We start from the raw sequence: 25174 nt of genomic DNA, 5'->3' as shown, positions 1-25174 counted from the left end.
GTCAGCTCTTGGTGCGGAACTTGTGGATCGCGACCGGAGCCATCACCGCGGTGATCGCCAGCGACCAGCCCAGGGTGATCCACAGGTCGTGGGCGACCGGGCCGCCCACCATCAGCCCGCGCGCGGCGTCGGCGAGCGTGGACAGCGGGTTGTAGGCGGTGAAGGTCTGGAGCCAGCCTGGCATCGACTGCGTCGGCGCGAAGATCGACGAACCGAACTGGAGGGGGAACAGCACCAGGAAGCCCATCGCCTGCACGGACTGCGCGTTCTTCAGGACCACGCCCAGGGTGAGGAACACCCACATGATGGACGAGGCGAACGCGGCGGACAGGGCGACGGCCGCGAACAGGCCGCCCCAGTGGTGGATGCGGAACCCGACCAGGACGGCGACGAGCATCAGCACGGCGGTCGCGAACAGCATCCGCGCCAGTTCCACCGAGATCTTCGCGAACAGCACCGAGCCGCGCCCGATCGGCAACGACCGGAACCGGTCCATGACACCGGAGTTGAAGTCCTGGCTGAACCCGGTGCCGACGCCCTGGGACAGCGTCATGCTCATCATCGCGATCATGCCGGGGATGACGTACTGCACGTACCCGTCCTGCCCGCCGCCGAGGGCCTGCCCGATCGAGCCGCCGAAGACGTACACGAACAGCAGGGTGAAGACGATGGGCATCAGCAGGGCGTCGAACATCGACTCCGGGTCCTGCCGGATCCACAGCAGGTTGCGGCGGATCAGCGCGCCGGTGTGCCGCAGATGGGCACGCAGCGGGATCCGGGCGTCGGCCTGGGAGCCGGGGGAGCCCAGCGGGGTCGTGGCATCCAAGGGGGCGGCGCGGAGCGCCTCGTTCAGGGTGGTGGTGGGCGACGGGTGGGCGCTCATGCGGCGACCTCTTCGCGGGTGTCGGCGGGAACGGTGTCCTGCGGGGCACTGGCGCGGTGGCCGGTGAGGGACAGGAACACCTCGTCCAGGCTGGGCAGTTCGGTGGTGATGGAGGTGATCGTGATGCCGCGCGCGGTCACCGCGCCGATCACGGCGGTGAGCTGCTCGTCGCTGAGGACCGGTACGAGCAGGCAGCCGGCCTCGGCGTCGATGCTCGTCGTGGCCATCCCGGTGATGCCCAGCTCGTCGAGCATGGCGGCCAGCGGGCCCAGTTCGAGCGCGTCGGCCGGCTTCACACGCAGGGTGCGCCCGCCGACCTTCGCCTTCAGCTCCTCGATGCGGCCGTTCGCGATGACCTTGCCGCGGTCGACGACGGTCAGTTCGGAGGCGAGCTGCTCGGCCTCCTCCATGTACTGGGTGGTCAGCAGCACGGTGACCCCGTCGCCGACCATCGTCTTGACCTCGTCCCACACCTCGTTGCGGGTACGGGGGTCGAGGCCCGTGGTGGGCTCGTCCAGGAAGAGGACGGCGGGCCGGCCGATCATCGAGGCGGCGAGGTCGAGCCGCCGCCGCATGCCGCCCGAGTACGTGCGCGCCGGCCGCCGCGCGGCCTCGGTGAGCGAGAACCGCTCAAGCAGTTCGTCGGCGCGGGCGCGGGCCTCCTTGCGGGGCAGGTCGAGCAGCCGGCCGATCAGGTACAGGTTCTCCCAGCCGGGGAGCTTCTCGTCGACGGAGGCGTACTGCCCGGTCAGGCCGATGACCCGGCGCAGCTGACGGGGCTGCCGTACGACGTCGTAGCCGGCCACGGTGGCCTGCCCCGCGTCCGGGACGAGCAGGGTGGACAGGATGCGTACGAGGGTGGTCTTGCCGGCGCCGTTCGGCCCGAGCACGCCCATCACGGTGCCCTCGCGCACGTCCAGGTCCACGCCGTCCAGTGCCTTGGTCTCGCCGTAGTGCTTGACCAGCCCCCGCACGGTCACGGCGTTCGGTACGCCGCCGGGGTTGTCGTCGATTCGCGTCATGCCCTGAACGGTGCCAGTCCCCACCGACAAACCACCGACAGCCCACCGACAGACGGCACCGGGCGCCGACATGTCCCCGACGAGGGGTGCCGGTAAGAACCGTGTCACCGATCCTGCTGGCTTATTCGGTCACGCGGCGAGGGAGAGGTCGAGGCGGGCAAGGTGGCTGACATAGAAGTCGTTACTCCTCGTGCGGCATGGGAGCCGGTTTGGCCTCCTCCATGCGGCGGTCGGTCCAGTACTCCTCTACGTCGCGCTGGTCGTGCTGAACCTCGGAGGTCGATGTGTCGCCCCCGGGCTCAGTGCCCGTTAGCGAAACGCTCATCACCTGGGCGTCCATCACGTTGATGACCCGCCGCCTGACCCGTCACCCGACACGACGACGGGGCCGGAGGCTCCCGGTTGCGGCCGCCGCCTGACGCCTCACCACACCCGCCTCCGTCTCCATCATTCGATGGTCTTGCTCGACCGAGACCATGCCAGGCGTCTGAGCGCCCGCCACAACCGGCTCGGCCGTCGGCGACGCCGGGCGTCTGCCGGAGACTCCGTGAACTCCGGTAATGCAGCAACGACGAAGGTCTCCCCCAGGACGGCGAGCGCAAGACCGTGCGGAGGGCGGCGGTCCGGCCTGGACGCATAGCAATCTGTCATGGAGCCAGCCTCGTCAGCAGTGTGCTGAGGCGTCCAACACCTGTTTCTCCTGCGTTCAGGCAATTCCGTTGTGAATCAAGTCGAGTTGGTGAGAATGGAGGCGTGCGCCATGACATCAATCCCAGGCTGTTGCGCGCGTTCGTGGCCGTCGCGGAGGAACTGCACTTCACCCGGGCCGCGGCCCGCCTGTTCATCGCGCAGCAGGCGCTCAGCCGGGACATCCGGCGCTTGGAGCAGGCGTGGGGCAGGGCCTTGTTCAACCGGGACACCCGGCACGTCGCCCTCACCCCCGAGGGGAAGCGCCTGCTGCCCATCGTGCGCCGCGTCCTGTCCGCCCATGCGCAGCTGAGCGAGGAACTGGACCACACACAGGTTTCCAGAAACGCCCGCCCCTTGATCGTGGATGTCGCCCTCCACGGTTCCACTGGTCCTCCAGTACTGGCAGCGGCCCGTGAAGCAGCTCCCGACCTGGAATTCGTCCCCCGGTTCCACAGCGGCCTGGCGCGGTCAGCGGCCGAGATCGCGGACGGTCGGCTGGATGTCTCATTCGGCCGCGTTGCCGGGCTGCCGCCAGCTGTCCGCGACGGTCTTGAACACCAACTGATCCGATACGACCAGTTGGCCGTCCACCTGCCTCCTGGCCATCGGCTGACTGCCTTGCCACGGGTGCCGTTGGCAGCGCTGGCAGGCGAAACCGTTTACGCCGCCGCAGGCAATGAAGACACCACCGAGTGGACGGACTACGCACGCACCCTGTTCGCGGGCCGCGGCATCAAGCTGGCACCGCCCTTCCCGAAGATCGAGGGCGAGGTTGAATTCAGACGAGTCATGGACAAGCACAGCTGGTCGGTTCTGGCCAACATCAACTTTTCCGACGTTCCTGAGATGGCTCTGCGCCCGTTGATCGACCCAGTACCCCTCGCCCCCGTCTCCATAGTCTGGCGCCGTGGTCTGCGCCACCCGGGAGTGAGCGCTCTGATCGACGCCGCTCAAGCCCTCGGCACAGCTGAGGGGTGGCTCGAACGCCCCTCAGACTCCTGGCTCCCCGACGTTGACATCGCCATCACAACAGACCGAAACAGACTTCAGACAGACCCGCGGCCGTCGAGAATGTGAAACAGGCACTCAGGCGGAAAGGCGGGGGACTCGGACGTGTCCTGACGGAGTGCGACGCCGGTGGCCACAGCCGCAGCGACGCCTGCGGTGACGACGAGGGCGCGGATGCCGGAGCGCTTCATGGGCGACCTCTTTGGCGAGTGCGAAGCCGTACGGGAACGGCGCTCACCCCGCCACGCTACTTGGCTGTGCGGCGGGGTGAACACCAATCCGCTGGATGTCAGGTGACGGAGCCCTGGTCGTCGAACATCTGCTTGACGCTGTCGCCGAAGTAGGAACTCCGGTTCACGCCGGCGGAGTCGATGGTGCTCGTGACCCCGTTGGTCTGGCCCAGCCCCGAGGACTGGTTGAACACGCGCATCCACGGGCCGCCGCTGGAGCCGCCAGCCCCGCCGGGCACGGAATAAGCCAGCAGGATCGTCACCAGCCGCAAACGGCGGTGATCAGTCCTCGGACCTGGCAGGTTGGGGCAGCTCCGGCGTATTGGTCGCCTCGGCGAGTGCGAGGCGACTGCCCTTCAGCTCGGGCAGGCGCCCGCCAGGCGTGGTGGTGTCGAGCGCCTCGTGCAGTGAGGTGAAGCCGATACCGCGCTTGCCCAGGCCGGACACGATGGCGATGAGGTCCTGGATGGAGCGTCCGAGCCGGTCCAGCGACGGAACGACGAGGGTGTCGCCCTCGCGGAGGTAGTCGAGGGCCTTCCACAGTTCCTCGCGTTCGGCGTTCTTGCCGGCCGGAGGCTGCTGCACCTGCCAGATCGTACAGAAAAGGGTGCTGCTCAAGTCCGCGAGTGCATAGACGTTCTGACACCGTTTTATGGGCATGATCCGGGGTCGATCCGGCCGCGCGCCACCACTTGCCGATCTTGCTCATCAATTGGTCGTTTTCCACTCGCCCCCTTGTCCATACTGGTTAGCTGGTGTTCTACTCAACCGAAACAATCGAGGTAGGGGAGAAGTGGGAGACGTGATCGACTTCCATGTCGACCGGTCCAGCAGCGTCCCTGCGTACGCACAGCTGGTGCGGCAGGTGCGCGAGGCGCTACGGATGGGGCGTCTGCATCCAGGGGATCAGCTGCCGACGGTCCGCAGTGTCGTGACTTCCTGCACGGTCAATCCCAGCACGGTGTTGAAGGCGTACCGGGAGCTGGAGTTGTCCGGTCTGGTGGAGGCGCGGCAGGGGGCGGGCACCTTCGTCAGCGGGTCCCTGGGGGAGACGGATCCCCATGTCATGGCGCGGCTGCGCGTGGGGCTGGCCCGCTGGCTCGGGCAGGCACAGGAGGCGGGTCTGGAGAACGAGGACGTGCAGGCCTTGATCGCCTCGGTGGTCGCGGAGGACACCCTGAACCAAATGCGGGCCGGCACAGGCGCGTCGACGCAGAAGCCGGCGCGAGAGCACCGGGTGCGGGCAGAGGGAGGTGCGGCGTGAGCGAGCAGCACACTGCTCTGGAGGCACGCGACGTGAGCAAGCGCTACGGCGATGTGTGGGCGCTGCGTGAGTGCAGCTTCCGGTTGCCCGCCAACCGGATCATCGCGTTGGTCGGGGCGAATGGCGCGGGCAAGTCGACGCTGATGAGCATCGTCAGCGGCATGATGCCCGCAACCAGCGGCTCGCTGCTGGTCGACGGCAAGCCGGTCGCCCGCGGCCGCAGGGGTAGTACCGAGAGTGGGAACCGGGTCACGATTCTTGGTCAGGACAAGCCCCTGTACCGCGACTTCAGTGTGGCGGACATGCTCCGGTTCGGACAGCACACCAACCGCGTATGGGACCAGCAGCGGGCGCTGTCCTGGCTGGCCCGCTTCGAAGTGCCGTTGAACCGCCGCTGCGGCAGGCTCTCCGGGGGCCAGCGCACTCAGGTCGCCCTCGCGGTTGCCCTGGGATCGCGCCCCACCTTGATGTTGCTGGACGAGCCACTGTCCAATCTCGACCCGGTGGCCCGCACCGAGGTGACCGGCGAGCTGATGGCGGAGGCAGCCGACAGCGGCATGACCGTGATGCTGTCGACCCACATCGTGGCGGAACTGGCCGGTGTGAGCGACCACCTGCTGCTGCTCGCCGCAGGTCGCCCCGTTCTGACCGGCGACGTCGAACAGCTCCTGGCCGAGCACACCCGGCTCAGTGGGCCCCGCGCAGCCCAGCCGCCGAGCCCCGGCACGGTCATCCAGGCGCAGCACACCGACCGCCAGTCGACGTTCGTCGTCCGGCAGCCGGACCCGGCTGCCGCGCCCCAAATCGTCGCTCCCGGTTGGAGCGCCCAGCCAGTCTCTCTGGACGACCTGGTCCTCATCCATCTCAAGGCGTCGGGAGAGGCGCCCCACGGCTCGGAGGCGGCCGCATGACGTCACTCACCCACGCCCCGCGGGCCGAGAAGAGCCCCGACGTCTTGGAACCCGCCCGGCGGGGCGCAGGCTTCGCCGGCCTGGCGTGGCTGACCTGGCGCCAGCACCGCTTGGCCCTCTTCAGCTCCCTCGTCCTAGCGGCCGTGCTGACCGGCTGGATGGCCTACCTCGCCTCCGACATGACGAGCATCTACCACCAGTGCCACGACACCCTCTGCCCGCCCGGCTCGCCCCAGTTGGAGACGCTCAACGCCCCCTTCGGTCCGGTCGACATCGCCAACAAGCTGCTGCTGGCCGTGCAGTACCTGCCGGTACTGATCGGCATGTTCCTGGGCGTTCCGCTGCTGGCCAGAGAGTACGAGCAGCGCACTCTGCTGCTCGCCTGGAGCCAGGACGTCTCCCCGGTGCGCTGGCTGTGGACGAAAATCGTCCTGATCGGCCTGTTCGTCGCGGCGCTGACCGCAGCACTCTCCGCGGTCGCTGACCATCTGGCACACGTGCTCCACGACGTCGTCGGCGGCAGCATGTTCGACGGGACGCTGTTCCTTGACTCCGGCATGCTCCCGCTCGCGAACGGCGTCTCCTGGTTCGCCATCGGCGTGGCTCTCGGCGCCGCCATCCGGCGCGTCCTCCCCGCCGTGATGGCTGTGATCACCGGCTTCATCGGCCTCCTACTGACCGTCCAGTGGCGCTACCCCACCCTGATGACGCCGGTGTCCCGGTTCTCCGAGTTCAGCGACGCGGCGAACCACGACCACACAGCGAGTACCAACGCTCTGGTGATCAAGGCGGGCATCCAGGTCGGCCCCGGCCATGTGGTGAACCTGTTCGACGCCTCCGGACACGCCCTCAGCTATGCACAGGTGCAGCACGCGTGCCCGAACTTCCTCTCACTCTCAGGCAAAGCCTCTCTCTCCTGCCTCGTTCGCAACCACTTCCAGCAGTACGTGGAGTACCAGCCCGGCAGCAGGATCCCTGAATTCCACCTCATCCTCGCCTCTGGCTACCTCGGCCTCGGCGTCCTTGCCCTCGCCGCCGTCTGGCTGCTCGTGCGCCGCGCCAGCCTAAGCGCGGGCTGAGCGGAGCGTTTCGGTGAGCATCCTCGAAGAGGTCTTTCTTCCGAGCGCCCGCCACCAGCGCGAGGAGCGACACCGCCTGGAGTGGATGCGCGACGACGAGGGCGAGGGCGATCCCTACCGCGGGCCGATCGACCTCGACAGCGGCATAGTCCACATCAGGATCGGCCCAGAAGCGGCCGACCCCGCGGAGTGACTTCGAGGACCTGGCACGCCGGCGGCCGCCGACTGGGATCAAAGAGCGCGGAGGTGAGCTCACGAATGCTCAGCCGGCTGCTGGTCGTCGGCGTCGGCTGGTGCCCGAGGGCTAGGCACAGTGACCGCGGTGAGGTTCAGGCGGGCGCCCATGTCGAGGTTGACCTCGCCGTACGGGCGCACGTGGGACCAGAACAGAGGGGTCAGGCCGCGCCGGTCGGCTGGCGTGAGGAGGTCGGCCCACTCCGGTTCTCCGAGGATGTCCTGGAGCATCAGGGTGTTCACGTACACCAGGGCGGACTGGAGGATCCGCAGGCACCGGACGAACGTCTCCTGCTCGTCACGCCGGTTCGAGGCGATCTCTCCGCCCTTGCCGAACGCGGTCCGGGTCCGGATCGCGGTGGCGTACTTGATCATTTGGTCGTTACTGCTGGGCGATGAGCTCCCAGCGGATCGGGCGGGTCAGCGCCGGGGTCAGCTGCGGGTAGGCGTCCGATTCGCCGGCCACCGGCCGGTACAGCTTGGCCTTGTTGATCCGCTTGATCCTTGGCAGCAGGTCAAAGTTCAGCAATCTCGTGACGCCAAACCCGATTTTTTCATCGATCGAGGAACCACGACGGTGAGCAACCACCTCCGCGAGAGCGGCGCCGGTTCAGGCGCAAAGGAGTTGGCCCCGCCGACGGGGGAAGATCGGCGGGGCCAACTGTTTCTACCGCGATGGCTCGATGGGAGGTCAGTGCACCGAGTGCTCCTCCAGCGGGAACGTCCCGCTCACCACGTCCTCGGCGAAGGCCTTCGCCGCGTCGCCCATGACCTCGCGCAGGTCGGCGTACTTCTTGACGAACTTCGGCACGCGTCCGCCGGTCAGCCCGAGCATGTCGGTCCACACCAGCACCTGCGCGTCCGTCTCGGAACCGGCGCCGATGCCGACGGTGGGGATGTGCAGCACCCGCGTCACCTCCGCGGCCAGTTCGGCCGGCACCAGCTCCAGGACCACCGCGAACGCGCCCGCGTCCTGCACGGCCTTGGCGTCGCGCAGCAGTTGCTGCGCCGCCTCCTCGCCGCGGCCCTGCACGCGGTAGCCCATGGCGTTGACGGACTGCGGGGTCAGGCCGATGTGGGCCATGACCGGGATGCCGGACTCCACCAGGAGCCGGATCTGCTCGTGCGACCGCTCGCCGCCCTCCAGCTTCACCGCGCCGACGCCCGCCTCCTTCACCAGCCGGGTCGCCGAGCGCAGCGCCTGCACCGGGCCCTCCTGGTAGGAGCCGAAGGGGAGGTCGCCGACGATCAGGGCGCGCTGGGTGCCGCGGACGACCGCGGCCGACAGCATGGTCATCTCGTCGAGGGTGACGGGCACGGTCGTCTCGTAGCCGAGGTGGCAGTTGCCCGCGGAGTCACCGACGAGCATCACCGGGATGCCGGCCTCGTCGAAGACGGACGCGGTCATCGCGTCGTAGGCGGTGAGCATGGGCCATTTCTCGCCGCGTTCCTTGGCGAGGGAGATGTCGCGAACAGTGATGCGGCGAGTGCCCTTTCCCCCGTACAGCGCCTTGCTGCCGTCGGAGGGTTTGTTGCGGGCAGCCGAAAGCTGCGTCATGACAACGGCTCCTTCAGTCATCTCGGGGCACCCTGACGGCGTCCCCGGATCCCTCCCATGGTGGCACCTCGTGCCGGAGGCGGCCAGAGGAGCCCCGTGTGCGCAAGATCTCGCACGAAAGTCGTAAGATCTGGGTAAAGGATTTCCGATACGAGACGGTCTCGTATCGGAAGGGGCCTAGGCTCGACGCCATGACTAATCCTGCCGACCGTGCCGCCCCCGGCTCCCGGGTTCCGGAGGCGGTGCACCGCCGACGCTGGGCGATTCTCGGCGCGTTGATGCTGAGCCTGCTGATCGTGGTGCTCGACAACTCGATCCTGAATGTCGCGATCAAGACCATCTCGACCCCCGCGCCGACCGGCCTCGGCGCCACGCAGAGCGAGTTGGAGTGGGCGATCAACGCCTACACCCTCGTCTTCGCGGGCCTGCTGTTCACCGCGGGCCTCGTCGGCGACCGCATCGGGCGCAAGAAGGTCCTGATCGGCGGCCTGATCGTGTTCGGCGCCGGTTCCGCGCTGGCCGCCGAGTCCGGCTCGCCCGGCCAACTCATCGCCTTCCGCGCCCTGATGGCCCTCGGCGCCGCCTTCGTCATGCCGGCCACCCTGGCCGTCCTGATGAACGTCTTCGAGCGCGAGGAGCAGCCGAAGGCCATCGGCATCTGGGCCGGCGGCGTCGGTCTGGCCATCGCCATCGGCCCGATCACCGGCGGTCTGCTCCTGGACCACTTCTGGTGGGGCTCGGTCTTCCTGATCAACGTGCCCATCGTCGTCATCGCGGTCGCGCTGATGCTGTGGCTGGTGCCCGACTCCCGCGACCCGCGGCCCGGCCGCCTCGACCCGGTCGGCGTCGTGCTGTCCGTCGTCGGCCTGGTCCTGCTCGTCTACGGCATCATCAAGGGCGGCGAACTCGCGGACTTCACGGACCCGGCCGTGCTGGCGTCGATCGTGGCGGGCCTGGTCGTCCTCGCGGCCTTCGTGGTGTTCGAGAAGCGCAGCGACCACCCGTCCCTGGACGTCACCTACTTCAAGAACAAGGTCTTCTCGGCCGCCATGACCGCCATCGCGCTGGTCTTCTTCGCGCTGATGGGCGTGACGTTCTTCGGCGTCTTCTACACCCAGAGCGTGCGCGGCTACTCGCCGCTGGAATCCGGTGTGCTGATGCTGCCGCTCGCCGTCGCGCAGCTGATCTTCGCGCCACGGGCCCGGCTGGTCGTCGACCGCTTCGGCAACAAGGCCACCACCACGGCCGGTCTGCTCCTGCTCGCCGGCATGCTGGCCGCCTTCGCCGGCTTCGAGGCCGACACGCCGATCTGGCTGCTGGAGGTCGTCTTCTTCCTCATGGGCACCGGCATGGCGCACATCATGACGCCGACCAGCGTCGTCATCATGCAGGCCCTGCCCCGCGAGAAGGCCGGCTCGGCCTCCGCGCTCAGCAACACCTTCCGCCAGGTCGGCGGCGCCCTCGGCATCGCCGTCCTCGGCTCGGTGCTCTCGACGGCGTACCGCAACGACATCGAGGGCAAGCTCGGCCTGCTCCCGGCCGGACTGCGCGACAAGGCCGGCGAGTCCATCGAGGCCACCCTCGGCATCGCGGCCAAGCTCGGCCCGCAGGGCAAGGACCTGATCGGCCCGGCCAACGACGCCTTCCTGCACGCCATGCACGTCACCGCGCTGTGCGGCACCGTGGTCGCGCTCGTCGGCGCGGCGGTGGTGGCCGTGTTCCTGCCGGGCAGGCAGCCTGTACCGCAGAAGGGCGAGGAGGAAGAGGAACTGGTGGCAGCGGTGGAGTAGCGGGGCCACGACGGGCCACGCGGCGACGGGGGACTGCCGGCCGAGGTGGCCGTCGGTGGGGTGGACTCACCGGCGGCCGCCCGATAGGACAATCTCCTGTGCAACGAAAGGACGGCCCACGTGAGCCTTGCCGACAGCCACGCCGCTGCCGACGCCCCCGTGCGGGGACGCCCCCGCAGTGAGGCGGTGGAACGCGCCATCGTCGAGGGCGTGATGAAGCTGCTGGAGGACGGCGTGCCGCTGGCCGAACTCTCCATCGAACGCATCGCCCGCACCGCGGGTGTCGGCAAGGCCACCATCTACCGGCGCTGGAGCGGCAAGGAGGAGCTGTTCGTCGACGTCGTACGCGCCGCCGAGCCCCCCGACCCCGAACTGCCGGGCACGTCCATGCGCGACGACCTCGTGGCCATCCTCGAACAGCTGCGCCACCGCGGCCTGATGAGCCGCACCTCGCTCATCCTGCACAACGTCTTCGCCCAGATGAAGAGCAGCCCGAAGATCTGGTGCGCCTACCACGCGACCGTCGTCGAGCCGCGGCGCAGGCTCCAGATCGAGGTCCTGCGCCGCGGCCAGCGCGACGGCGAACTGCGCCCGGACATCGACGTCGATCTGCTGACCGACATCTTCGTCGGCCCCATGCTGGTGCGCAGCGTGATGCGCCCCGACGCCGACCTGCCCGAGGGCCTGTCGGAGCAGATCGTGGACTCGGTGCTCGAAGGGCTACGCCCTGTCAGTTCCCCGCTGTGATGTGCACGTTTCGTCACAGACCGGTCCCTGTGCGGTGCAACCGGAACTCCGCGCACCGCCTTCTTCGTCCTCCTGCCCGTACGGCCGTCAAGGACGGCGGGAGCGGTGCCGATCATCCCCTAGGGTCGTAGACCACGGGGGTGGACGGTGTGCACGGCAGGCAGTGAGGCGACGGTATGGCGCGACAGGCGTACGTGACGGAGACGGCGGGCGGCTCGGGGTACGGGCGCCGCGGGGACCGGCTCCGGCGCCTGGTGCGCGGCGGGCCCCACGGCGGGCCCGGCGACGGGCGGATGTGGCGCCGGGGCCTCCTCCTCGCCGCGTTCGCGGTCGTCCTCGCCCTGGTGATGCTGATGCACGCGCAGATCCCCAACCGGATCGGCAACCTCGGCAGCCTCACCGAGACCTTCCTGCCGTGGGCGGGCCTGTGCGTACCGGTGCTCCTGGTCCTGGCCCTGGTGCGCAGGTCGGCGACCGCGGTGATCGCCGTGCTGCTGCCCGTGATCGTCTGGCTCCACCAGTTCGGCGGCCTGCTCACCGACAAGACGGGCACCGGCGGCGACCTGATGGTCGCCACGCACAACGTCAACGCCGAGAACCCCGACCCGTCCGGAACCGCCCGGGACCTGGCCGCCTCCGAGGCCCAGGTGCTCGCCCTCGAGGAGCTGAAGGCCTCCGCGCTCCCGGTCTACGAGCGGACGCTCGCCCCGGCGTACCGGTACCACACGGTGCAGGGCACGGTCGGGCTGTGGAGCAAGTACCCGATCAGCGGCGTCCGCGCCGTCGACATCAAGCTGGGCTGGACGCGCGCCCTGCGCGCCACCGTGGCAACGCCCGAGGGGCCCGTCGCGGTGTACGTGGCCCACATGCCCTCGGTGAGGGTGAAGCTGAACGCCGGGTTCACCGCCGCGCAGCGCGACGAGAGCGCGGACGCGCTGGGCGAGGCGATCGCCGGTGAGCAGTTGCCCCAGGTGATCCTGCTCGGCGACCTGAACGGCACCATGAACGACCGCTCGCTCAACGCCGTCACCTCCCAGCTGCGCTCCACCCAGGGCGCCGCGGGCAGCGGCTTCGGGTTCAGCTGGCCGGCGTCGTTCCCGATGGCGCGGATCGACCAGATCATGGTCAGGGGAGTGGACCCGGTGAGCTCCTGGACCCTGCCGCGCACCGGCAGCGACCACCTGCCGGTAGCCGCGCGTGTGAACGTCACCACATCGGCAACCGGGTCTTAACCTGCCGGAATACTGGGCCTGAGAGGCTTTGTTCCGTCTCTGAACTAACGCGGATCACCGCGCTACGGAACTCCTGCCCCGCACGCTTCGAAGCCCAGAAAGGCCCTCCATGCCCCTGGCCCTGCTCGCCCTCGCCGTGGGCGCCTTCGGCATCGGTACGACCGAGTTCGTCATCATGGGGCTGCTCCCCGACGTCGCGGACGACCTGCACATCTCGATCCCCGCCGCCGGGCACCTGGTCTCGGCGTACGCGCTGGGCGTGGTCATCGGCGCCCCGCTGCTGGCCGCCGTCACCGCGCGGCTGCCCCGCCGGCACGTCCTGATCGGCCTCATGGTCCTGTTCGTCGCCGGCAACGCGCTGTCCGCCCTCGCCCCCGGCTACCACTCCCTGCTCGCGGCCCGCTTCCTGAGCGGTCTGCCGCACGGCGCCTTCTTCGGCGTGGGCGCCGTCGTCGCGACGAACCTGGTGGCGCCGGACCGCAAGGCCCGTGCGGTGTCCCTGATGATGCTCGGCCTGACCTCGGCGAACGTCGTCGGCGTCCCGGCCGCCACCCTCATGGGCCAGCACCTCGGCTGGCGGCTGACCTTCCTCGCGGTCAGCGCGATCGGGGTCGCGGCGATAGGCTCCCTCGCCCTGCTGATCCCGCACGACCGCACCCACGCCGCCACGGCCGGCCTGCGCGGCGAACTGGCCGCCCTGCGCTCGCTCCCGGTCTGGCTCGCCCTGTCCACGACGGTGGCGGGCTTCGGCGCCCTGTTCGCCGCCTACAGCTATGTCGCGCCGATGCTCACCGGCGCCGCCGGGTACGCCGAGGCGGGGGTGACGCTGCTGCTCGGTCTGTTCGGCGTGGGCGCGACCGCCGGCAACCTGCTGGGCGGCCGCCTGGCCGACCGCTCGACGCGGGGCACGCTGTTCGGCGGGCTCACCGCGCTGGCGGTCGTCCTGACGCTGTTCCCGCTGCTCATGCGCGCCGAGTGGAGCGCGGCCCTCGCACTGGTCCTGCTGGGCCTGACCGCGTTCATCGCCGGTTCCCCGCTCCAGCTCATGGTCATGGAGAGGGCGTCGACGGCCCCGTCCCTGGCCTCCGCGGCCAACCAGGCCGCGTTCAACCTGGCGAACGCGGGCGGCGCCTGGATCGGCGGCCTGGCCCTCGCCGCGGGCTTCGGCGTGACGTCTCCGGCCCTCGCGGGGGCCGCCCTCGCGGTGCTGGGTCTCGCGGTGGCCGGGGCGGCCCAGCGCGTGGACCTGCGGCGGACGGGTGCCGTGCGAGGCAGGGAGCGCGTGGTCGCCTCGCACCTGCCGACCGCGGCCCGCCCGGGGACCCCGCCCCTCACGGCGAGCACGGGGGACCTCCGGGACGAGGCCGTTCGGACCGAGGGCACGGCGGGCGGCCCGGCTGTCTAGTGCCGCGACAGGCAACGTTTGCCCCGTCGCGACGCCCGGCACTCCCCCAAGCTCTTCGAGCAGGGGGGACCCCCACTCGCCGCACCGGCCGAAAGCCCGAGTACATCCAGTACGAGGACTTCCGGCCGGCACTCCCCCAAGCTCTTCGAGCAGGGGGGACCCCCAGAGCACGCACCGGACGCCGCTCCTTGACGGGCAAACGTTGCCCGCCGCGGCACTAGCGCTACGACCGGGCCGCCCGTGTGCTCGTACCTCTGTGAAGGCCCGGCGCCTACGCCGACTCCCGCCAGCCGTTGGTGATCGGCAGGCGCCGGTCCTTGCCGAAGCCCTTCGCGGAGATCTTCGTGCCCGGCGGGTACTGGCGCCGCTTGTACTCGGCCGTGTCGACCATACGGAGCGTCTTCGCGACCAGCTCGCGGTCGTAGCCCGCCGCGATGATCTCGTCGGCGCCCTTGTCGTGGTCGACGTAGAGCTCCAGGATCGCGTCCAGCACCGGGTAGTCCGGCAGCGAGTCGGTGTCGACCTGGCCGGGGCGCAGCTCCGCGCTCGGTGGCTTGGTGAGGGAGTTCTCCGGGATCGGCGGGGTCTCGCCGCGCTCGGCAGCGGCCCGGTTGCGCCACTCGGCCAGCCGGAAGACCGACGTCTTGTACACGTCCTTGATCGGGCCGTACGCGCCCACCGAGTCGCCGTACAGCGTCGAGTAGCCCACCGCCAGCTCCGACTTGTTGCCGGGCGCGAGGACGATGTGGCCCTCCTGGTTGGAGACCGCCATCAGCAGCGTGCCGCGCAGCCGGGACTGGAGGTTCTCCTCCGCCAGGCCCGTCAGGCCCAGGGAGCCCATGTACGCGTCGAACATCGGCGCGATCGGGACGGTGCGGAAGTTCAGGCCGGTGCGCCGTGCCAGCTCCGCGGCGTCGTCCTTGGAATGCTCTGAGGAGTACTTGGACGGCATGGACACGCCGTACACGTTCTCCGCGCCCACCGCGTCGCAGGCGATCGCCGCGACCAGCGCGGAGTCGATGCCGCCGGACAGGCCGATCAGCACCGAGCGGAAGCCGTTCTTGCGCACGTACGCGCGCAGGCCCACGACCAGCGCCGTGTAGACCTCCTCGTCGTCGTCCATGCGCGCGGCGCGCTCGCCGGTCGCCTCCGGCGCGTAGGCCGGTACGGGCTCCTCGGACAGCACCGTCCGGTCGATGCGCAGACCGTCGTCGACCACGCCGGCCGGGGCGTCTGCCGAGGCGGCCGGCAGGTCCAGGTCCAGCACCATGAGGTCCTCGGCGAACTGCGGCGCCCGCGCGATCACCTCGCCGTCGGGGGCGACCACGATCGAGTCGCCGTCGAAGACCAGCTCGTCCTGCCCGCCGGTCATGGCGAGGTAGGCGAGGGTGCAGCCGGCCTCCTGGGCCCGCTTGCGGACCAGGTCGAGGCGGGTGTCGTCCTTCAGGCGCTCGTACGGCGAGGCGTTGACCGAGACCAGCAGCCCCGCGCCCGCGCTGCGCGCGGCCGGCACCCGGCCGCCGTCCTGCCACAGGTCCTCGCAGATGGCGAGCGCGACGTCGACGCCGTGCACCCGCAGGACCGGCATGGTGTCGCCGGGGACGAAGTAGCGGAACTCGTCGAAGACGCCGTAGTTCGGCAGGTGGTGCTTGGCGAAGCTCAAGGCCACCTCGCCGCGGTGCAGCACCGCCGCCGCGTTCTGCGGCGCGCCGGCCGGCATGCCGTACTTCGGCTGGGCGGTCTCACCGCGGTCGAGGTAGCCGACGAGCACCGGCAGCTCCCCGAGGCCCTCCGCGGCGAGCCGGGCGGCGAGGTCGCGCAGCGCGGCGCGGGACGCCTCCACGAACGACGACCTGAGGGCCAGGTCCTCGACGGGGTACCCGGTCAACGCCATCTCCGGGAACACCGCGAGATGCGCTCCGCGCTCCGCGGACTTTCGGGCCCGGCGGACGATCGCCTCGGAGTTCCCGGCGAGGTCTCCGACGCGCGAGTCGATCTGGTTCAGGGCGAGACGTAGTTGAGGCACGCGCCCAGTGTAATCGTCAGACCGACGCGATCACCGGGCCCATGTCTGTGGTCCGCCCCACGTCGTCCCCGCGTCCCCGACGGCACCTCCGGCCCGCCGCGACGCGGGCGAACGACCCCGCGCGGGCCCGCCATGAGCGCGTCAGGCGTGCCGGGCTTGCCGCGGGTGAGGCGGCCCGGTCCACGCACCCGTCCCGGTCGTGGTCGAGCCGGGCCTCGACGCCCCCAGCCATCCGCCGACGCGTCTCAGGAACCGGGCGCACTGTGACCCGGCGTCCGGCGTCGTGCCGCGCACACGCGTGCGCCCGCCCCTCTCTGAGGAGGAGCGGGCGCACGGCCGTTGACGTGGTGTCAGCGACGGTAGGACTCCAGGTAACCGTCCGCGGGCGAGCCCACGCCGGTGACCGCGTCGTAGCCCTTGACGGCCTTCAGCGAGCTGTCCTTGCCGAGGCTGCGGACGGAGACGATCAGACCGTCGGCGGCGTCGAAGGCGTTGGCGTAGTCCACGCGCGCGACCGCGAGTTCCTTGCCGTTCGGCTGGTCCACCACGTCGTGGTAGACCTTCGTGCCGTACTTCGAGTAGATCGCCGGGTTGGCGAAGCCGATCGCCCTGCCGCCCGCGGCCTGCTGGGCGAGCGCCTGGACGCCCGCGATGACCGGCGCGGCCAGCGAGGTGCCGCCGATGCGGTACTCGCTGTACTGCTGCGACCCGTCCGGGAAGGTCTGCGTCTGGCCCACCAGGAAGCCGGTGTTCGGGTCGGCGACCGCCGCGATGTCCGGGACGACGCGGTTACCGGTGGAGTGGTACGCCGTGGCCAGCGCCTGCGGTACGACGCCCTGCTGGTAGTACGGCTGCGGCACGGTCCGGCTGGTGCCGCCGCCCGCGCCCGAGGTGAAGGCGCCCGGGAAGCCGTTCCAGCTCTTGCCGTCCGCGGACAGCGCGGCCCGCTCGGTGCCCCAGCCGGTCTCCCACAGGTACTTCTGGCCCTTGCCGACGGCCAGCGAGGTACCTCCGACCGCGGTCACCCAGGCCGAGTTGGCCGGGGTGTCGACCTGCTTCCTGCCGGTGTTGGCGACCTCGTCGCCGTCGTCACCGGAGGAGAAGTAGAAGCCGATGCCCTCGACGGCGCCGAACTGGAAGACCTGGTCGTAGGCGGCCGCGACGTCCGGCGTCTCGTTGGCCTCGATGTCGCCCCAGGAGTTGGAGACGATGTCGGCCAGGTGCTCGTCGACGATCTTGCTCAGCGAGTCGAGCAGGTCGTCGTCGTAGCAGGAGGCGGCGCCCACGTAGACGACGTCCGCGTCGGGCGCGACCGCGTGCACGGCCTCGACGTCGAGGGTCTCCTCGCCGTACCAGCCGGCCGCCCCGCACTCCTCGGTCTTGGTGTACTTGGCCGGGAGCACCTGGCGCAGCTGACTGGTCTTCCAGGGCTTGTCGCCGTTCTTCTTGGCGTAGGTGGCCGCGTCGAAGGCGATGGTCGGCGAGGCGTACGCGTCGGTGATGGCGACCCGGACGCCCTTGCCGGTGTACTTGTTGCTGTTGGCGCCGTAGGCGGCCCGCAGCTCCTTGCCCGTGTAGCCCCGGACGGCGTACGGGATCTTCTGGCCGTACGCGGTCGGCAGCGTGCTCGCGACGTTCGAGCCGTGGTACGTGGAGAATGGCCCGGCGTTCCTGAACACGTCGTCCGGCGGCGGCAGCTGGTCCTTGTGCTGCGCCTTGTGCGGGGCGTTGTCCAGGCCGGTGACGGTCAGGACCGCGCCGTTCAGCGACGCCGGCACCGAGGCCGTCTGCGCCGGAGCGCGGTAGGTCCTGGAGCCCTTGGCGTAGTTGTGCAGCTGGGTGCCGAACGCCTTCTCGGTGGCGGCGACGTCACCGCTGACGGCGATGTAGTGCGGGGTGACGGCGGTGACCTTCAGACCCGCCGACGCCAGCCAGGACTTGACCGCGTCGACCTGGGCCTCGGTCGTGCCGAAGCGCGCCTGTGCCTGCTGGGCCGTCAGGTACGTGCCGTACCGGGCCGAGGACGGGTCGGAGACCTCCTTGGCGTACTGGGCGAGGCCGGCGGCGTCCCGCCCGGCCAGGTAGACCCGGGCGGTGACCTGGGCGCTCCTGGACGCGGCGCCCTTGTCCGCGTCGGCCGTCGCCCAGGCGGGCCTGGTGCCCGCGAGCGCGTGCCGGCCCGGGTTGTCCGCGGCGTTCGCCGCGGGTGTGCCGAACGCCAGTGCGCCGGCGAGCAACGGCAGTGCCGCTGCCATGCTCAGTCCGGCTCGCGCTGTGGCGCGGTTGGATCTCATAGAACCCCCTGCGATGCGGTTCGCATGTGACGCAATGAGTGGTGTGTCCTCGCGTGATCTGCGTGGAGCCCGCGGCGGTACGGCCCGTCAGTGGATCACTCGTGGGGGGGCCACTCTTCCCGATGATCCGCTCATGTCAGGGGAATGTGGAGGCCAAGAGAATCCCAAGTAAACGTCAGGTGGGGTGAATTGCGGCTTTCGCCCGCTGGTCGGTGAACGGAAAGAGGTGTCCGGATCACGAACGGGGCGCCGCGCCACGCTCCTTGAGCATGTCGGCCATCAACCGCATCTCCGAGCGCTGCGAGGCGACCATGCCCCGCGCGAGCCGCCTCTCCACCCCGACCGCGCAGCGGGCGACACAGCCCTCGGCCATGTGGACGCCGCCCTTGTGATGGTCCGTCATCAGCTGGAGGTAGAGCACCTCGGCCTGCCTGCCGCTGAGTTCGCCGAGCTTGCGCATCTCCGCGTTGGTCGCCATGCCGGGCATCAGCGCGCCGTCCTCGCCGGCGGGCATGTCGCCCATGCCCATCCACGTCATCGGCGGGTCCGCCGACACCTTCGGCAGCTCCCACAGGTCGAGCCAGCCCAGCAGCATGCCCCGCTGGTTGGCCTGCGTCTGCGCGATGTCGTAGGCGAGGCGGCGCACTTCGGTGTCCGTGGTGCGGTCGCGCACGACGAACGACATCTCGACGGCCTGCTGGTGGTGGACCGCCATGTCCCGGGCGAAGCCGGCGTCCGCGGAGTCGGCGGCGGGCGCCTTCGCGGCGTGGCGCGCCCCGCCGCTGTCCTCGGCGACCGCGTACGTGATCGCCCCCGTCGCCACCAGCGCGGCCGCCGCGGCCCCGGCGATCAGTCCGACGTGCCTCACCGGTCCAGTCCGCCCGTGCAGGTGGCGCCCGGCTCCGGCGTCTGCGGGCCCTGGACGAACTCGGCGAGGAACCTGTCGACCTGCGGGTCCGCCGCGCTCGTCACCGTGCGCTGGTGCGCCCAGGCCGACAGCATGAGCGGGTCCTTCTGGTCCTCGACCGGACTCATCAGCGTGTACGGCGTCTTCCGCACCTTCGCCGCGAGCGCGGCCACGTCGGCCTTGGAGGCCTTGCTGGTGTACGTCACCCAGACGGCGCCGTGCTCCAGCGCGTGCACGGCGGCTTCGTTCTTCACCGGTTCGGTGTACACGTCGCCGTTGCAGTTCTGCCAGACCGGGTTGTGGTCGCCGCCGACCGGGGGCTCCATCGGATAGGTCACCGGGGCGGTGGTGTGGTTCCGGTCCAGCGTGCCCTTCCAGGTCCGTACCCCGTCCGCCCGGGTGACGAAGTGCCCTCCGCCGCCCTTCCCGTCGCTCGCCGCGGCCGGCGCGGCGTCCGAGGACCCCGAGTGCAGGAGCACCACACCGCCGGTGACCAGCCCGGCCACCACGACCACGCTCGCGGCCACCGTGAGCCACCGTGTGCGCCGCTCGCGGACGCGCTGCGTCCGGCGCATCTCCTCTATACGGGCCTTGTGCGGTTCGGTACCGGTCGGGTGCGGGGAGTCCATGGCGGGGTCCTTCGTGGGGGAAGGGGCGGGCGGGTGTGGCGATGCGGTGGCTGTGCGTGCCCGAGGGGCCCGCTGATCGTAGTGGGACGCACGCGCCCGCAGGGAGACCGCCGATAAGTTGAATGACAGATTCGTGTTATCTACCCTGGCCTCCATGCGGCTGCTGCGTTCCACCGACATGGCGCTGCGTGTCCTGATGAGGCTCGCGGTCGCCGGCGACTCCAGTCCCACGACCCGTGAGGTCGCGGACGACATGGGCGTGCCGTACACGCACACCGCGAAGGTGGTCGCCGAGCTCCAGCACCGCGGCCTGCTCGCGGCCCGCCGCGGCCGCGGCGGCGGACTGACGCTCACCGAAGCGGGGCGCAACGCCTCGGTCGGGGCCCTCGTGCGCGAGCTGGAGGGCGAGGGCGACGTCGCCGACTGCGAGGGCAGCACACCCTGCCCGCTCAGCTCCGACTGCCGTCTGCGCGGCGCCCTGCGCCGGGCCCAGGAGGCCTTCTATGTCGCGCTCGACCCCTACACGGTCGCCGACATGGTCGCGGCCCCGACGGGACCGCTGCTGCTGGGCCTGCCCGCCATGCGGCCGCCGACCTGACCGTGGCCGCGCGCGACCGGACCCGGCGAGGCCCGGAAGGGCAAGCACGCCGAAAGGCCGGCCGAGGCGGTTCGCACCGTCTCGGCCGGCCTTCGCGGCACCTGGGGCCTCTCGTTTGGATCACGCAGGGCTCCGGCCTGATCCAGACGAAAGACCCTGGGCCGGACCGGTCAGGCGGCCGGCTGGGCCAGCCACAGGTCGGGGCCGAAGACCTCGTAGTGGATGTCGGCCGGGGAGACACCCTTGCCGATCAGCTGCTCGCGCACCGCCCGCATGAAGGGCAGCGGGCCGCACAGGTACGCGCGCGTGCCGGCCGGGACGTCGACGTCACCGAGGTCGACCAGGCCGGGCCGTCCGACGCCTGCCGCGTCCTCGGCGTCCCGCTCGTAGAAGAAGACCGGCCGCGCGTCCGGCAGCTTGGCCGCGTACGCCTGGTGGTCGGAGCGCAGGGCGTGCGCGCCGGGGGAGCGGTCGGCGTGGACCACGGTCACCGGGGCGCGGTGACCGGTGTCGGCGAGCTGCTCCAGCATGGCGATCATCGGGGTGACGCCGATGCCCGCGGAGGCGAGCAGCAGCGGAGCACCGGTCTCCTCCAGGACAAGGTCGCCGTACGGGGCGGACAGCTGGAGGACGTCGCCCACGTGCACGTGCGCGTGCAGGTGGTTGGAGACCTCGCCGTCGGGCGTCGTGGCGTCGCCGGTCACCCGCTTGACGGCGAACTGCCGCACCGGCGAACCGGGGGCCGCGGTCAGGCTGTACTGGCGGATCTGGCGGGCCCCGTCCGGGAGCTCGACGCCGACCGAGACGTACTGGCCGGCGCGGTAGCCGGGCACCGGGGCGTCGTCGACGGGGCGCAGCTTGAAGGTGGCCACGTCCGCGGTCTCCTCGATCCGCTCGACGACCTCCCACGCGCGCCAGCCCTGCTGCTCGCTCTGCTCGTACAGGCGCTTCTCGATCGCGATGAGGGCGTTGGCCATCAGCCAGTAGACCTCGGTCCAGGCGGCGGCGACCTCGGCGGTCACCGCCTCGCCGAGCACCTCGGCGATGGCCGCGAACAGGTGCTCGTGGACGACCGGGTACTGCTCCGGGGTCACCCCGAGGGAGGCGTGCTTGTGGGCGATGCGCTGGAGCATCAGGTCGGGCCGCTGGTCCGGGTTGTCCACGAGGTACGTGGCGAAGGCGGCGATGGAGCCGGCCAGGGCCTGCCTCTGCGTGCCGGCGGCCTGGTTGCCGCGGTTGAACAGGTCGCGCAGAAGTTCTGGGTGGGCGTCGAACAGCCTGGCGTAGAAGCGCTCGGTGATGTCGCCGATGGCGGCGCCGACGGCGGGGAGGGTGGCGCGGACGGTGGCTGCTGACTGCTCGGACAGCATGGTGACTCCTCGATGGCTCGATCGGACGGGCTCGATCGCTCGACTGATCGAAACGGTATTAAAACTTGCATTTGAGATGCAAATTTAACGGGCGTGGTGTCGGTCACGCGGGTGACGGCTCGGCCGTTACGGATGGCGGCGCGAGCGGGCAAGATGGGCGGCAGAGCGGTACACCTGCCGTACGCGGGGCGAGCACCCCGGTGACGGCCGGACTGCCGGGCTCTTCGGCAACATGTGCGAAACGCGGCCGTGGTGTGATGCTCGGGTGCCCGACGGTCTCCCGTGACAGCGAACACAGGCGGCCTGGCCAGCAAGGATGGGGAAGCGGAAGATGGACAAGCAGCAGGAGTTCGTGCTCCGGACGTTGGAGGAGCGCGACATCCGGTTCGTACGCCTGTGGTTCACGGACGTGCTCGGCTTCCTCAAGTCCGTGGCCGTCGCCCCCGCCGAGCTGGAACAGGCCTTCGACGAGGGCATCGGCTTCGACGGCTCCGCCATCGAGGGCTTCGCCCGGGTCTACGAGTCCGACATGATCGCCAAGCCCGACCCGTCCACCTTCCAGATCCTGCCCTGGCGCGCCGAGGGCCCCGGCACCGCCCGCATGTTCTGCGACATCCTCATGCCGGACGGCTCCCCCTCCTTCGCCGACCCGAGGTACGTGCTGAAGCGGGCCCTGGCCCGCACCTCCGACCTCGGCTTCACCTTCTACACCCACCCCGAGATCGAGTTCTTCCTGCTCAAGGACCGCCCGCTGGACGGCTCCCGGCCCACGCCCGCGGACAACTCCGGCTACTTCGACCACACTCCGCAGGCCGTCGGCATGGACTTCCGCCGCCAGGCGATCACCATGCTGGAGTCGATGGGCATCTCGGTGGAGTTCTCCCACCACGAGGGCGCCCCGGGGCAGCAGGAGATCGACCTGCGCTACGCCGACGCCCTGTCCACCGCGGACAACATCATGACGTTCCGGCTGGTCATGAAGCAGGTCGCGCTGGAGCAGGGCCTCCAGGCCACGTTCATGCCCAAGCCCTTCTCGGAGTTCCCCGGCTCCGGCATGCACTCGCACCTGTCGTTGTTCGAGGGCGACCGGAACGCGTTCTACGAGTCCGGCGCGGAATACCAGCTCTCGAAGGTGGGCCGCTCCTTCATCGCGGGCCTCCTGCGCCACGCCGCCGAGATCTCCGCGGTCACCAACCAGTGGGTCAACTCCTACAAGCGCATCTGGGGCGGCTCCGAGCGCACCGCGGGCGCCGGCGGCGAGGCACCCTCGTACATCTGCTGGGGCCACAACAACCGCTCGGCCCTGGTCCGCGTCCCGATGTACAAGCCCGGCAAGACCGGCTCCGCGCGCGTGGAGGTCCGCTCCCTCGACTCCGGCGCGAACCCCTACCTGGCCTACGCCGTCCTGCTGGCCGCCGGCCTGAAGGGCATCGAGGAGGGCTACGAGCTCCCGCCGGGCGCCGAGGACGACGTCTGGGCCCTGTCCAACGCCGAACGCCGCGCGATGGGCATCGAACCGCTCCCGCAGAACCTCGGCGAGGCCCTGACCCTGATGGAGAACAGCGACCTGGTCGCCGACACCCTCGGCGAACACGTCTTCGACTTCTTCCTCCGCAACAAGCGCGCCGAATGGCACGAGTACCGCTCGGAGGTCACGGCCTTCGAACTGAAGAAGCATCTGCCGGTGCTATAGGTGCAGGTCAGGAAGGTTTCCCGCCCATTCGGCGGAAGGGGCCGACGGTCGCGGACCGTCGGCCTCACGGCGTCTCACCGCCCCTGGGCCGTCTCTGGGCCGTCTCTGGGCCGTCCGGCACGGGATCGGTGCCCCCGTACAGGCCGTCCACGGCCTTCCGGGCCCGCGCGTCGCTACTCGGCATGAGGTGCGTGTAGACCCGGAGCGTGAACCCCGGATCGCTGTGTCCGAGGTAGTGGCTCAGGACCTTGATGTTCTCGCCGGCGTGCAACAGAACCGAGGCGTAGAAATGCCTGAGCGCGTGCATGCCATGCTCGCGGGCGGCTTGGTGACGCTCGCCCGGCTTCGGCTGGGGGATCACCTCGGCCGCGACGAGAGCGGGCTTCCACGCGCGGTCGTTGAAGTCGGTCCGCCGAACCGCGCCAGATGGGTCGCGTCATGCAGACCGTCCCCACCCCGAGAGTTGCCATCGCTCCGCCGTCCGTCCCGCCTTCCCAGTCGGCCGCGAAGGCCTTGGGCGGGCCGGGTCAGCGGCCCCGCTCCCGACAGCCATGTCACCCGAATGGCGCCACATGCCGTGCCACCCACATGGGTGAGGATCAAGCTGGCTAGTGCCCCAGCCGAGGCAATCCGTGAAAGGGGAACCAAATGCGCATTCGACGAATCCTCGCCGCCGTCATCGCCACGGCAGCCCTCGCCGGGCTCGGCCTCACAGGCGCCGCCACCGCCACCGCGCAGGGTGGCGGCTTCACTACCCCTTCTCAGTGCAGGGAGGGCGGTGGACAGCCCTATCTGCACAACACCGTCAAATGCTGGGGCGGTAAATACGACGGGCTGACTGTCGACTAAACCCCACAAGGCGCCCCGCGGCCACGCGCTGCGGGGCGCTCCCGCGCGAGCGTAGCCGGGAGAGTCGCAGGGACTGTGCCGACCCGTCGGACACGCCTTGGACGCCACCCGCAACCGGCCTCAGTCTGAGGCCGGTTGACGCGTGGCAGGTCGAGGGAGTCCACGCAGCAACAAAGTTCCGCCCGAACGCGAGGGCGACGCTTCCGGGCGCATCGTGGGGCACGTGTGGGGTACGGAGCGGCGCACTGCGGGAACGGTCAGCTCAGCGCCTAGTGATCGCGCGGTCTGTAAAACCCCCGTGGGCGACAGACCCTCTGCGAAGAGTCACAGCAAGCCCCGCCATGTGCCCCCTCGCAGCGCCAGGGCGAAGGGAACCCGCAGGCCGTAGTAGACATACGGAGCCCGCTGGAAGTCTGCCGGCGCCTGGGCGCTGGTAGCGGACGGGCTTTTCCCTCGCACGTGCCAGTGGGGAGGATCAGGTCGGGCTGGATCTGCTCGACGGTCTAGATGCCGACGAACTAGCGTTTACAAGTGAAGCCGCAATCGGGGCACGCCCCGTCCGGCGAGTCTCCTCAGTGACGTTTTCTCAGCGAAATGATCTACGCGAAGCGTCATGAACCACTCGATGCGTGAGCAGGCCGGACGAGCTGGGCCCGGCCGTGGACAGACGTAAAGCCCCTGGTAGGACAGGTCTCACCACAAGATCATGTCCGTAACCACCAGAGGCTTCACGTTGGTCACCTATGTTGCCACGC

Annotated in this window: 24 protein-coding genes and 1 pseudogene; 12 read left to right on the top strand and 13 right to left on the bottom strand. The window is 70.1% G+C overall.

Features of this window, described 5'->3' with window-relative positions; all coding sequences use genetic code 11:
- Position 1: 1 nt before the first annotated feature.
- Together ACTYVM_RS30060 and ACTYVM_RS30055 are read right to left on the bottom strand one after the other, a co-directional pair.
- Positions 2-883 (bottom strand): ABC transporter permease, encoded by an 882-nt coding sequence (locus tag ACTYVM_RS30060; protein ID WP_445528985.1) that lies wholly within the window; start codon positions 881-883, stop codon positions 2-4.
- Entirely contained in the window at positions 880-1905 is a 1026-nt protein-coding gene (locus ACTYVM_RS30055) for an ATP-binding cassette domain-containing protein (protein WP_445528984.1), read from the bottom strand. Before ACTYVM_RS30055 ends, ACTYVM_RS30060 begins: the two co-directional genes overlap by 4 nt.
- Positions 1906-2658: 753 nt before the next feature.
- On the opposite strand from ACTYVM_RS30055, the gene ACTYVM_RS30050 reads away from it, so the two are divergent.
- Complete coding sequence (locus ACTYVM_RS30050) at positions 2659-3672, top strand: LysR family transcriptional regulator (protein WP_445528983.1); 1014 nt, start codon at positions 2659-2661, stop codon at positions 3670-3672.
- A 220-nt stretch (positions 3673-3892) separates the two neighbouring features.
- On the opposite strand, the gene ACTYVM_RS30045 is transcribed toward ACTYVM_RS30050, so the two are convergent.
- Both ACTYVM_RS30045 and ACTYVM_RS30040 read right to left on the bottom strand, forming a co-directional pair.
- Positions 3893-4105, bottom strand: a complete 213-nt coding sequence (locus ACTYVM_RS30045) for a hypothetical protein (RefSeq protein WP_445528982.1) — start codon at positions 4103-4105, stop codon at positions 3893-3895.
- A gap of 10 nt (positions 4106-4115) precedes the next feature.
- Positions 4116-4451 carry a recombinase family protein gene (locus ACTYVM_RS30040; RefSeq protein WP_445528981.1) on the bottom strand — a complete coding sequence of 112 codons (336 nt, stop codon included), beginning with the start codon at positions 4449-4451 and terminating at the stop codon, positions 4116-4118.
- A 184-nt stretch (positions 4452-4635) separates the two neighbouring features.
- Here ACTYVM_RS30040 and ACTYVM_RS30035 point away from each other — a divergent pair, with 184 nt between their 5' ends.
- From ACTYVM_RS30035 to ACTYVM_RS30020, 4 genes are read left to right on the top strand one after another with little or no spacing between them, the layout of a single operon-like run.
- Entirely contained in the window at positions 4636-5097 is a 462-nt protein-coding gene (locus tag ACTYVM_RS30035; protein ID WP_445528980.1) for a GntR family transcriptional regulator, read from the top strand.
- Positions 5094-6008: an ABC transporter ATP-binding protein gene (locus ACTYVM_RS30030; protein WP_445528979.1), complete on the top strand. Its 915-nt coding sequence runs from the start codon at positions 5094-5096 to the stop codon at positions 6006-6008. Before ACTYVM_RS30035 ends, ACTYVM_RS30030 begins: the two co-directional genes overlap by 4 nt.
- Entirely contained in the window at positions 6005-7087 is a 1083-nt protein-coding gene (locus ACTYVM_RS30025; RefSeq protein WP_445528978.1) for an ABC-2 membrane transporter-related protein, read from the top strand. Before ACTYVM_RS30030 ends, ACTYVM_RS30025 begins: the two co-directional genes overlap by 4 nt.
- Positions 7088-7100: 13 nt before the next feature.
- A complete protein-coding gene (locus tag ACTYVM_RS30020; protein WP_445528977.1) occupies positions 7101-7280 on the top strand; it encodes a DUF6191 domain-containing protein in 180 nt (59 codons plus the stop codon).
- A 59-nt stretch (positions 7281-7339) separates the two neighbouring features.
- On the opposite strand, the gene ACTYVM_RS30015 is transcribed toward ACTYVM_RS30020, so the two are convergent.
- From ACTYVM_RS30015 to panB, 3 genes are all read right to left on the bottom strand, one after another.
- Positions 7340-7696, bottom strand: coding sequence for a Tn3 family transposase (locus tag ACTYVM_RS30015; RefSeq protein WP_445528976.1), 357 nt, complete (start codon positions 7694-7696; stop codon positions 7340-7342).
- A 7-nt stretch (positions 7697-7703) separates the two neighbouring features.
- Positions 7704-7910: a Tn3 family transposase gene (locus ACTYVM_RS30010; RefSeq protein ID WP_445528975.1), complete on the bottom strand. Its 207-nt coding sequence runs from the start codon at positions 7908-7910 to the stop codon at positions 7704-7706.
- A 102-nt stretch (positions 7911-8012) separates the two neighbouring features.
- A complete protein-coding gene (panB, locus tag ACTYVM_RS30005) occupies positions 8013-8879 on the bottom strand; it encodes a 3-methyl-2-oxobutanoate hydroxymethyltransferase (protein ID WP_445528974.1) in 867 nt (288 codons plus the stop codon).
- 191 nt (positions 8880-9070) lie between these two features.
- Between panB and ACTYVM_RS30000 the strand changes: the two genes are divergently transcribed.
- The 4 genes from ACTYVM_RS30000 (at position 9071) to ACTYVM_RS29985 (ending at position 14053) form a co-directional block, all read left to right on the top strand.
- Positions 9071-10669, top strand: a complete 1599-nt coding sequence (locus ACTYVM_RS30000) for an MFS transporter (RefSeq protein ID WP_445528973.1) — start codon at positions 9071-9073, stop codon at positions 10667-10669.
- Positions 10670-10789: 120 nt separating this feature from the next.
- Complete coding sequence (locus ACTYVM_RS29995; RefSeq protein ID WP_445528972.1) at positions 10790-11416, top strand: TetR/AcrR family transcriptional regulator; 627 nt, start codon at positions 10790-10792, stop codon at positions 11414-11416.
- A gap of 293 nt (positions 11417-11709) precedes the next feature.
- The gene (locus ACTYVM_RS29990; protein WP_445529039.1) at positions 11710-12648 is read left to right on the top strand and encodes an endonuclease/exonuclease/phosphatase family protein; all 939 of its coding nucleotides are present in this window, start codon (positions 11710-11712) and stop codon (positions 12646-12648) included.
- Between the two features lie 109 nt (positions 12649-12757).
- On the top strand, positions 12758-14053 hold the full coding sequence (locus ACTYVM_RS29985) for an MFS transporter (protein WP_445528971.1): 1296 nt from the start codon (positions 12758-12760) through the stop codon (positions 14051-14053).
- Positions 14054-14324: 271 nt separating this feature from the next.
- Here the strand turns inward: ACTYVM_RS29985 and ACTYVM_RS29980 are convergent, their stop codons facing one another.
- The 4 genes from ACTYVM_RS29980 to ACTYVM_RS29965 all read right to left on the bottom strand — a co-directional run bounded on the left by ACTYVM_RS29980 (position 14325) and on the right by ACTYVM_RS29965 (position 19909).
- The gene (locus tag ACTYVM_RS29980) at positions 14325-16079 is read right to left on the bottom strand and encodes an NAD+ synthase (protein WP_445528970.1); all 1755 of its coding nucleotides are present in this window, start codon (positions 16077-16079) and stop codon (positions 14325-14327) included.
- Positions 16080-16429: 350 nt separating this feature from the next.
- Positions 16430-18334 carry a S53 family peptidase gene (locus ACTYVM_RS29975; protein WP_445528969.1) on the bottom strand — a complete coding sequence of 635 codons (1905 nt, stop codon included), beginning with the start codon at positions 18332-18334 and terminating at the stop codon, positions 16430-16432.
- Positions 18335-18608: 274 nt separating this feature from the next.
- Positions 18609-19241 carry a DUF305 domain-containing protein gene (locus ACTYVM_RS29970; RefSeq protein ID WP_445528968.1) on the bottom strand — a complete coding sequence of 211 codons (633 nt, stop codon included), beginning with the start codon at positions 19239-19241 and terminating at the stop codon, positions 18609-18611.
- Entirely contained in the window at positions 19238-19909 is a 672-nt protein-coding gene (locus ACTYVM_RS29965; protein WP_445528967.1) for a thioredoxin-like domain-containing protein, read from the bottom strand. The genes ACTYVM_RS29970 and ACTYVM_RS29965 overlap by 4 nt, the downstream gene beginning before the upstream one ends.
- A 154-nt stretch (positions 19910-20063) precedes the next feature.
- On the opposite strand from ACTYVM_RS29965, the gene ACTYVM_RS29960 reads away from it, so the two are divergent.
- Positions 20064-20507: an RrF2 family transcriptional regulator gene (locus ACTYVM_RS29960; protein WP_445528966.1), complete on the top strand. Its 444-nt coding sequence runs from the start codon at positions 20064-20066 to the stop codon at positions 20505-20507.
- Positions 20508-20677: 170 nt separating this feature from the next.
- Here ACTYVM_RS29960 and ACTYVM_RS29955 read toward each other — a convergent pair whose 3' ends face one another.
- Positions 20678-21877, bottom strand: coding sequence for a globin domain-containing protein (locus ACTYVM_RS29955; RefSeq protein WP_445528965.1), 1200 nt, complete (start codon positions 21875-21877; stop codon positions 20678-20680).
- A 331-nt stretch (positions 21878-22208) separates the two neighbouring features.
- Here ACTYVM_RS29955 and glnA2 point away from each other — a divergent pair, with 331 nt between their 5' ends.
- Positions 22209-23570 (top strand): gamma-glutamylpolyamine synthetase GlnA2, encoded by a 1362-nt coding sequence (glnA2, locus tag ACTYVM_RS29950; protein ID WP_445528964.1) that lies wholly within the window; start codon positions 22209-22211, stop codon positions 23568-23570.
- 64 nt (positions 23571-23634) lie between these two features.
- On the opposite strand, the pseudogene ACTYVM_RS29945 reads toward glnA2, so the two are convergent.
- Positions 23635-23994 (bottom strand): annotated as a pseudogene (locus tag ACTYVM_RS29945) (tyrosine-type recombinase/integrase); the annotation flags it as partial.
- Positions 23995-24218: 224 nt separating this feature from the next.
- Here ACTYVM_RS29945 and ACTYVM_RS29940 point away from each other — a divergent pair.
- Positions 24219-24419 carry a hypothetical protein gene (locus tag ACTYVM_RS29940; protein ID WP_402690543.1) on the top strand — a complete coding sequence of 67 codons (201 nt, stop codon included), beginning with the start codon at positions 24219-24221 and terminating at the stop codon, positions 24417-24419.
- The last annotated feature ends 755 nt before the right edge of the window (positions 24420-25174 follow it).

Source organism: Streptomyces cyslabdanicus (assembly GCF_052663305.1).
This window is presented reverse-complemented; position numbering and strand designations above follow the sequence as displayed.

Bases quoted from the DNA above. Each gene is read 5' to 3' on its own strand.
- ACTYVM_RS30060 (WP_445528985.1), bottom strand. From the start codon at position 883: ATGAGCGCCCACCCGTCGCCCACCACCACCCTGAACGAGGCGCTCCGC.
- ACTYVM_RS30055 (WP_445528984.1), bottom strand. From the start codon at position 1,905: ATGACGCGAATCGACGACAACCCCGGCGGCGTACCGAACGCCGTGACC.
- ACTYVM_RS30025 (WP_445528978.1), top strand. From the start codon at position 6,005: ATGACGTCACTCACCCACGCCCCGCGGGCCGAGAAGAGCCCCGACGTC.
- ACTYVM_RS30015 (WP_445528976.1), bottom strand. From the start codon at position 7,696: ATGATCAAGTACGCCACCGCGATCCGGACCCGGACCGCGTTCGGCAAG.
- panB (WP_445528974.1), bottom strand. From the start codon at position 8,879: ATGACGCAGCTTTCGGCTGCCCGCAACAAACCCTCCGACGGCAGCAAG.
- ACTYVM_RS30000 (WP_445528973.1), top strand. From the start codon at position 9,071: ATGACTAATCCTGCCGACCGTGCCGCCCCCGGCTCCCGGGTTCCGGAG.
- ACTYVM_RS29990 (WP_445529039.1), top strand. From the start codon at position 11,710: ATGTGGCGCCGGGGCCTCCTCCTCGCCGCGTTCGCGGTCGTCCTCGCC.
- ACTYVM_RS29985 (WP_445528971.1), top strand. From the start codon at position 12,758: ATGCCCCTGGCCCTGCTCGCCCTCGCCGTGGGCGCCTTCGGCATCGGT.
- ACTYVM_RS29975 (WP_445528969.1), bottom strand. From the start codon at position 18,334: ATGGCAGCGGCACTGCCGTTGCTCGCCGGCGCACTGGCGTTCGGCACA.
- ACTYVM_RS29965 (WP_445528967.1), bottom strand. From the start codon at position 19,909: ATGGACTCCCCGCACCCGACCGGTACCGAACCGCACAAGGCCCGTATA.
- ACTYVM_RS29960 (WP_445528966.1), top strand. From the start codon at position 20,064: ATGCGGCTGCTGCGTTCCACCGACATGGCGCTGCGTGTCCTGATGAGG.
- ACTYVM_RS29955 (WP_445528965.1), bottom strand. From the start codon at position 21,877: ATGCTGTCCGAGCAGTCAGCAGCCACCGTCCGCGCCACCCTCCCCGCC.
- glnA2 (WP_445528964.1), top strand. From the start codon at position 22,209: ATGGACAAGCAGCAGGAGTTCGTGCTCCGGACGTTGGAGGAGCGCGAC.
- ACTYVM_RS29940 (WP_402690543.1), top strand. From the start codon at position 24,219: ATGCGCATTCGACGAATCCTCGCCGCCGTCATCGCCACGGCAGCCCTC.